The sequence below is a fragment of the Bacteroides muris (ex Fokt et al. 2023) genome (assembly GCF_024704895.1).
GTDB classification, from domain to species: Bacteria; Bacteroidota; Bacteroidia; order Bacteroidales; family Bacteroidaceae; genus Bacteroides; species Bacteroides muris.
The window spans coordinates 1-8081 of record NZ_JAMZEE010000073.1; the positions used below are offsets into that span (position 1 = coordinate 1).

The 8081-nt window shown below is 44.3% G+C and carries 5 protein-coding genes, 1 tRNA gene and 1 pseudogene; 5 read left to right on the plus strand and 2 right to left on the minus strand.

The features are described from left to right. Position 1 precedes the first annotated feature (1 nt). Both M1B78_RS17860 and M1B78_RS17865 read left to right on the plus strand, forming a co-directional pair. A tRNA-Asn gene (locus M1B78_RS17860) sits at positions 2 to 75 on the plus strand. A gap of 198 nt (positions 76 to 273) precedes the next feature. Further along, the gene (locus M1B78_RS17865; RefSeq protein WP_246866986.1) at positions 274 to 882 is read left to right on the plus strand and encodes an outer membrane beta-barrel protein; all 609 of its coding nucleotides are present in this window, start codon (positions 274 to 276) and stop codon (positions 880 to 882) included. Position 883: 1 nt separating this feature from the next. Here the strand turns inward: M1B78_RS17865 and M1B78_RS17870 are convergent, their stop codons facing one another. Continuing rightward, positions 884 to 1588 carry a ComF family protein gene (locus M1B78_RS17870; RefSeq protein WP_257930442.1) on the minus strand — a complete coding sequence of 235 codons (705 nt, stop codon included), beginning with the start codon at positions 1586 to 1588 and terminating at the stop codon, positions 884 to 886. Positions 1589 to 1811: 223 nt separating this feature from the next. On the opposite strand from M1B78_RS17870, the gene M1B78_RS17875 reads away from it, so the two are divergent. The 3 genes from M1B78_RS17875 (at position 1812) to M1B78_RS17885 (ending at position 7659) form a co-directional block, all read left to right on the plus strand. Further along, the gene (locus tag M1B78_RS17875) at positions 1812 to 2303 is read left to right on the plus strand and encodes a 3'-5' exonuclease (RefSeq protein WP_257930441.1); all 492 of its coding nucleotides are present in this window, start codon (positions 1812 to 1814) and stop codon (positions 2301 to 2303) included. Between the two features lie 52 nt (positions 2304 to 2355). Next, on the plus strand, positions 2356 to 3486 hold the full coding sequence (locus tag M1B78_RS17880) for a Gfo/Idh/MocA family protein (protein ID WP_257941429.1): 1131 nt from the start codon (positions 2356 to 2358) through the stop codon (positions 3484 to 3486). Between the two features lie 180 nt (positions 3487 to 3666). Further along, a complete protein-coding gene (locus M1B78_RS17885) occupies positions 3667 to 7659 on the plus strand; it encodes a two-component regulator propeller domain-containing protein (RefSeq protein ID WP_257941430.1) in 3993 nt (1330 codons plus the stop codon). Between the two features lie 149 nt (positions 7660 to 7808). On the opposite strand, the pseudogene M1B78_RS17890 reads toward M1B78_RS17885, so the two are convergent. Further along, a pseudogene (locus M1B78_RS17890) lies at positions 7809 to 8081 on the minus strand (IS982 family transposase); the annotation flags it as partial.

The window sequence follows — 8081 nt, forward strand, 5'->3', positions numbered from 1 at the left end:
TTCTTCCTTAGCTCAGTCGGTTAGAGCATCTGACTGTTAATCAGAGGGTCCTTGGTTCAAGTCCAAGAGGAAGAGCGGAAAGGTTCGTCAATCAGGCGAGCCTTTTTTATTTTCTACATCGACCGCACTGAACAAACGAACGGGAATTTTTTAGAAAAATCTTTCATTTTTCATGGAATTAACATACATTTGCAGAACACCCATAGGGAGTTTATCCCGACCTTCTGTCTTTATTTGCAGAACCATGAAGTTTAATTCCAAAATACGACTATTATGATAAGAACAACCCTATTCTTTTTAATCATCGGATTGACAGTATGTACATTTTGCAAAGCACAAGACATGCCCGTTCTGCCCCAAGAAAAGTTCCGGCACCACGAATTCTCCGTCGGCTATGGCTTCCTGCCCATTACCGATGCCAACAGCATAGCTGAGGAGTGCTTCGCTCCGGCACTGAGTTTCGGAGTCTATACACGCAAAAAGACGAACTACTACGGCGCCCTAAACATCAGCTACATCTATAGATTCAACCGCAAAATAAGTCTGGGAATAACCGGAGGAATAACCGGCAACAAAGGGACAGCCGGCAGCTTTTACGAAGCTTTGGATGAAAACACCAAAGACAACCGAAGGTATCTGTATGTTCTTCCCACCTTCCGGTGGCACTGGTTTACCCGACCCAAATTCTCTCTGTACTCCTTAGCAGGTCTCGGTGCCTACTTCCTCCGGAACAGTTTTGGCGAAGAAGTCTTTCACAAGACAAAATTCGCTTATCAATTCAGCTATCTAGGCATCGAATACGGAAGTCGGTTTGCTTTCTTCACAGAATTCGGAGTAGGATATACCGGGACAATCGCAGCAGGCGGCCGCTATCGGTTCTGACTCATGAGGCCGCCACCGCCAGTGTCAATACACTGATGCGCACACCTTCCACTTCCTTGAGCGCATCGGCACAAGCCGTAGTGGTGGCACCGGTAGTCAACACGTCATCTATAATCAGCACATGCTTCCCTGCAAAAGCGTCAGCACGACGCAGGCAGAAGATACCATCCACATTCTCCCAACGTTCATAAGAGGATTTACGGGTCTGCGTTTCCGTATGCCTCATACGTGCAACAGAAGCAGTATCCATGGGAATACCGGTGACAACGGAAACGCCGCGGGCTATACATTCGCTCTGATTGTACCCGCGCATTTTCCGCTTGCGCGGATGCAGAGGAACAGGGACTATGACATCCACATCACTGAAGAAGCCGATAGCCGACAACTCCGCTGCCATAAACCGCCCCATCACTTCGCCAAGGTCTTTCCTCCCTCCATATTTCAACTGATGGAGAATGCGGCGGAAATCACTCCCTTTATGGTAAAAGAAACAAGATGTGGCATGTTCCAGAGGTATCTTCCCCCAGAACATACGTTCCACCGGATTGTCCTTACGAAGATGATAGTTTGTCCGAGGCATATCCATATTGCACTTCATGCAGATGCCCTCTTCACCCTCTTGCAAGATAGCACCACACACGGCACACTGACGCGGGAAGAAGAGATGGACAAAAGAAAAGAACCAGGTTTTAACTACGTTTTTCATCGTATAGTATTAAAAAAACGGCAACAGAGCAATACGTTTCTCCGCTCTTCTTTCAAGAAATATTCGGCTTCACGGGCTATGCGGCAGACAGACTCTGTCAATATCTTCAAATCTTCCATAATATTTTAGCCTTTGTCAGGGGCAAAGATAATGCAAATCGATGCAGTACGAAATGAACGAAGTGAATTTTTCGTATCTTTGGGCACCATTAAAGAACTGTCGGATGAAAGATTTTGCTGCCATTGATTTTGAAACGGCCAACGAACAGCGCACCAGTGTTTGCAGTGTGGGGCTGGTTATCGTGCGTGACGGAGAGATTGTGGACCATTATTACAGCCTTATCCGTCCCGAGCCGGAATACTATACTTACCGGAATACCCGCGTACATGGATTGACGCTGGCTGATACGGAGCACGCACCGATTTTCCCTATGGTCTGGCAGGAAGTGGCTTCCCGTTTGGAAGGTTTGCCCCTGGTGGCGCACAACAAGGCTTTTGATGAAAGTTGCCTGAAGGCTGTTTTCCGGACTTATTGCATGGATTATCCGGATTATGAGTTCCACTGTACCTTGCGGGCATCGCATCGTTCCATTAAAGGACTGTCTGATTATCAGTTGCACACGGTGGCGGCTTACTGTGGTTATCAACCGGAACAGCATCACCACGCGTTGGCCGACGCGAAGGCATGTGCCTGGATAGCCCGGAAAATCTTATGAACGGAACAGTGTTCGGAAGAGAACGAAGAATAAAGAGTTGAAAGAACAGATTATGATGAAAGTTGCTTTTATTGGTGTAGGTTATCGGGGCAGGCAGTTGCTTCGTTTGTTGCAGCATCTGCCTGCATTCAAGGTGGTGGCGCTTGCCGATCCGGGACTCGATGATTCCGGCTTTCCGGGCATCGGTTGCTACAATCATGGCGAGGATGACTATTTGAACATGCTTGCCGAACATGCGCCCGAACTGGTGTTTGTCGCCTCTCCCTGGCAGTGCCACGTGCGGCATGCCTTGTGCTGTGTGGAGAGGGGATGCCATGTGGCCTTGGAGATAAAAGGAGGACTTTATATAGACGAGTACCGGCCTTTGATAGAGCTGGCACACCGGCGCGGTTGCCGGGTATATCCTTTGGAGAATACGCTTTTCATGCGCGAGAATCTCTCTGTCTGCAACATGGTGGCTGCCGGTTTGTTGGGCGAGATTGTATATATGCGTGGCGGCTATCGGCACGATTTGCGCCGTCTGTTGCTGGATGATGCCGGAAACATCGGCAACCGGGAAAAGACGGAAAGTGTCTGGCGGAGCAGGTTCTATCAGGAGGAGAATGGCGACCTTTATCCTACGCACGGCCTGGCTCCCCTCTGCATGATGGCGGGCATCAATCGGAAAGACCGTGTAAAGAGCCTGACTTCATTTGCTTCCAAACCGGCAGGAATTTATCAGTATATAAAGGATTTGGGAGGAAACACGGATGTGAGGGTGCGGCTGGGTGATGTCGTCGTCACCCAATTGGAAACAGAGAACGGCATTCTCATCTCCCTGACGCACGACACCACCTTGCCGCGTCCGCGTAGCCTCGACTTCGAAGTGCAAGGAACAAAAGGCATCTGGCAGGGAGACCGGAGGATGATTTACATAGAAGGACTCAGCCCAGACGAAACCTGGGAGGCGGACAGTGCATACGTGGACCGTTATGAGCACATCTATTGGCAGCAGTGGGGAAACGATGCCCTGAAAGTGGACACACACCACCAAGGCATGGATTATATCATGCTGAAAGCTTTGGAGGCTGATTTGAAGGATGAACTGCCTTTTCCGGCAACGCTTGGTGATTTGGCGTTGTGGACTTCCATCACTCCATGGTCGAAATTATCTATTGCAGAAGGACGAAAGGTGGATTTGTAACAAGTTGACACCAAATTATCCGATTACGGACAAGTTGGCTTTTTCGATGCAGATTCCTAACAATATCTTCTCACAAAATAAGAATATCGTTTCAATTTCATTTATACGGTATTAATTAACAGATATAGCTTTCTACGTATTATCCAAACTATTATATTTGCTTAATAATACGATAAAAGCATGTATAAGTTCCGCCCACTTCTATTCTTATTGACGACATTATCGCTTTTGCTCCCTGCCAATGCATCCCAACACTCCAATTTTTATTTTAGAAGTTTAGGAGTTGAAGATGGTTTATCTCAAAACATGGTATATGCCATTTTGCAGGACCGCCAAGGTTTCATGTGGTTTGGTACACAAAATGGATTGAACCGTTATGACGGCAACTCTTTCAAAGTATACAAAAGAAATATTTCTGATGAAAAAGGCCTGAAAAGTGATGCCATCTTCTCTTTAGCCGAAGACACAGATGGAATATTGTGGATAGGTACGGACATGGGGGTATTTCTGTATAATCCCGTCTTTGACAGTTGTACCAACTTGTCAATGAAAACAGAGAAGGGCCTGTCTATTACCGGTACCGTACGTGCCATAGTACGTGATAAAGAAGGGAACATGTGGTTAGGAGGATCAGAAAAAGGTATTTTTTGCGTAACCCCTCAAAAAGAAATACGGTTTTATCCATTAAACCACTACCTGGAGAAAGGACAAGGAATACGTAGTTTCTGTTTCGACATGGATGGCAATCTCTGGATTGCCACTTACCAGCAAGGAATCTTAAAATTAAACATCTCGACTGGAGAAACATCTCAAATCCTGATTAGTGACATGGACAAAAACACTTCAGGAAACGACGTCAACCATCTATGTATACTTGATTCCGAAACATTACTTGTAAGCACCGTAAGCCACGGCTTATTAAAGCTTAATCTGCGCAACAAGGAATTCACCGAATTACTGGCTAAAGATGAAAATGGAAAGCCTCTGTTCGTACGGTATGTGTGCATAGATAAAAACGCTCATTTATGGATAGGTACAGAAAACGGCCTATACATTTATTCCACCCAGACCGGCTGTGTGGAGCATTTCCAACATATATTCAATGATTCCTACTCACTTTCCGACAATGCCATTCATTTCATCTATCAGGACAAGGAAGGAGGAATGTGGTTAGGAACCTTCTTTGGCGGAGTGAATTATTTTGCAGAGTCTTATGCCAGGTTCGAGAAATATTATCCTATTACCGGCAGTCATTCTATCAGCGGTAAAAGTATCAGCGAATTCTGCGAAGACGAGAAAGGGAACGTCTGGATTGGCACTGAAGACGGAGGCCTGAACTGCTTTAACCCGCTCAACAGGACCTTTACACAAGGATATCTCTCCGCCGACAACATACATGCTCTCCTATGTGATAAGGATAATCTTTGGATAGGTTCTTTCTCCGAAGGTTTGTTTGTGCTGAACTTGAAGGACAAGAGAATAAAGAATTACCGGAGTGCTTTATCGGAAGAAACCTTGAGTGACGACAATATCTATTCTATTTATAAGGATTATACCGGCATCATCTGGGTCGGGACAATGACAGGATTACACCGTTATGTACCCGAAACAGATAATTTCGTACGTGTTTGTGAAAATAATATATTTTCGCAAGTAAACGACATTCTGGAAGATTTCGATGGTATCCTGTGGTTTGCGACTTTAGGACAAGGACTGTTCTCTTACGACAGGAAACAAGACAAATGGGAGCACCATCCAACAGTAGTAAAGACAGATGCGACTCGTGGAAAAATGGCAATTTGCCTTTTGGAAGACCAAAGGCATCACTTATGGATTGGGACAGAAGGAGCAGGTATGATTCGTTACGACAAACAGTCTCGCTCTTTCACCAATCATTTCTCCACGAATGAAGGATTGCCCAATAATGTCATTTACCAATTGCAAGAAGATACCAACGGATATATCTGGGGAAGTACAAACAAAGGGTTATTCCGGTTAGAATTGCCGATGGGCAAAGTAAAGACCTATACTCATGCGGATGGCTTATTGGGAGATCAGTTTAACTATAAGTCCGGGTTCGTAAGCAAATCAGGTAAGATGTATTTTGGAGGAGTAAAAGGATTCATTGCTTTTGAGGCAGACAAACTGGAGTCTTCCCTGATGCCTCCCAATGTGGTTTTCAACAGTTTTCAGGTAAACAATGTGGAAGTTCCCATGGGTGGGGAGAATGCTTTGCTGGAATGCTCCATTGCTTATACCAAATCAATTACACTGCCTCATGACCAGTCTATTTTCAGCATTGGTTTCGCTGCATTAAACTATGCCTCTCCACAAGAAATGCAGTATGCCTATAGACTGGAAGGATGGGATCAAGAATGGATTTATGTAGGCCAGACGCATCAAGCCACTTATTCCAATCTTCCTTCCGGGGAATATACATTCTGTGTGAAAGCAACCAACAGCAACGGTACATCGAATGAGACCGTTGCATGCATGAAGATTCGTATCCTTCCGCCGTTTTACTTGACGGTATGGGCCTATATCGCCTATGCCATCCTCATTGTGCTGATTGTATTCTACGCAATAAGGAGCTATATCACACGGCTGCAAAGACGCAGTGCCAAAGCCATAGAACTGCTGCAACGCAAGAAAGAGAAAGAATTATACAATGCCAAGATTAACTTCTTCACCAATATAACCCATGAAATAAGAACCCCACTCAGCTTGATAAAAGCTCCACTGGAAGAAGTAATAAAAGAAGTAAAGGTATCAGATTCATGTTATGAGAACTTGTCTATCATTCAAAGAAACACCAACCGGCTATTGAAGCTGGTTAATGAATTGTTGGATTTTCGTAAAGCCGAAGCCAAGGATTTGCAATTGAATTTTACACATACGGATGTGACCGCCATTATCCGGGATACCATCGGGAGATTTACTCCGGCTGCAAAGTTGCAGAATATTGTTTTTCAAGAAGATATATCCATCGAAAGGCTGATGGTCGATATAGATGCAGAGATGTTGACCAAGATACTGAGCAACCTCTTCAGTAATGCTTTGAAACATGCCGCTTCCTTTATAAAGGTTTGTCTGGAAAGTGGCGCGGACAATTTCAACTTAACAATAATAAACGATGGTGACCATATCCCACCGGAGCAAACAGAACGTATCTTTGAGCCGTTTGTGAAATTGGATGAAAACAGCACGGGCACCGGCATCGGTCTGCCACTAACCCGCACGCTGATTGAGGCTCACAAAGGACAGATATTCGTAGATACCAATAACAGGAATGTAGCTTTTGTCATTATCTTACCTATCCGACAAGAAATATCCATTACTCTAAAAGAAGATAATAAAGAAACTGTGAAAGAAGAGCAAGAGAAACCGGCGGATACGATTATTTTACCTAATTCAGAACATAAAAACGTGGTACTTTCCGTAGAAGACAATCAAGAATTCCAAGATTTTATGAGCAATCAACTCAAAGAAAATTATCTGATACTAAAAGCCAGCAATGGAGTGGATGCGTTACGAATATTAGGAGAACAGAACATAGACCTAATAATAAGCGATGTAATGATGCCTGTAATGGATGGAATGGCTTTGTGCAAAGAAATAAAGGAAAATCTTCGCTACAGCCACATACCCATCATCTTGCTGACGGCGAGAACAGACTTACAGACACAACTGGACGGGCTGAAAATCGGTGCCGATGAATATATAACCAAACCCTATTCCATAGATTACCTAAAAGCACGCATTGAAAATCTGCTTGAAAACAGAAAGAAGATACGTGAATCGTACAAGCACTCCCCCGAATCGACGATAGAAGTCATAGCCCACTCCAAAGCCGACGAGGACTTCCTTAACAAACTGGTGGAAACCATCCACGCCCATCTGGATGAAGTGAACCTGGATGTAGACGCCTTGGCCTTAATGATGAATATGAGCCGTGCCACATTATATCGTAAAGTAAAGAGTATTTCCGAATTGACACCCAATGATTTCATCCGTTTGATTCGCCTTAAAAAAGCAGCAGAACTGTTAAGAAACAAAGAATATCGTATCAATGAGATAGCATTCATTGTAGGCTTTAATTCTTCATCCTATTTTTCCAAATGCTTCTATAAGCAGTTCGGTGTATTGCCCAAGGATTTTGAACGCAGCAAATAATATATACTGAAGTTTCGCAAGTTGCCTTTGCGTTATCAAGACTATCCCAATTCCCCTCCTCCCGGGAGGAGGAGAGATGAGATACTACTGTTTGTCAATAATATGAGAAACTTGCGAAACTTAAAATATATATTCACCTGTTGGTTGAATTAAATTAGAGAATATTTTATCCGCCCAATCGGATGATGATTAACGAAATTGACATATTGCATGAACGTCATTGCTGCTATTTTGCCTGCTATGCGGGTGAAAAGACCGCAGGATTGTTTTGCATAGTTTCGTATCATCATAAGATTGTCGTTGAGCTGGGAAAATATCGTTTCGATACGTTTACGGAATCTCTTATATGCCCATGTAGGCGGATGCCAGTTTTTCTGATTCAGCCGATATGGAACTTCAAGAGTGATATTTGCTGCCTCAAA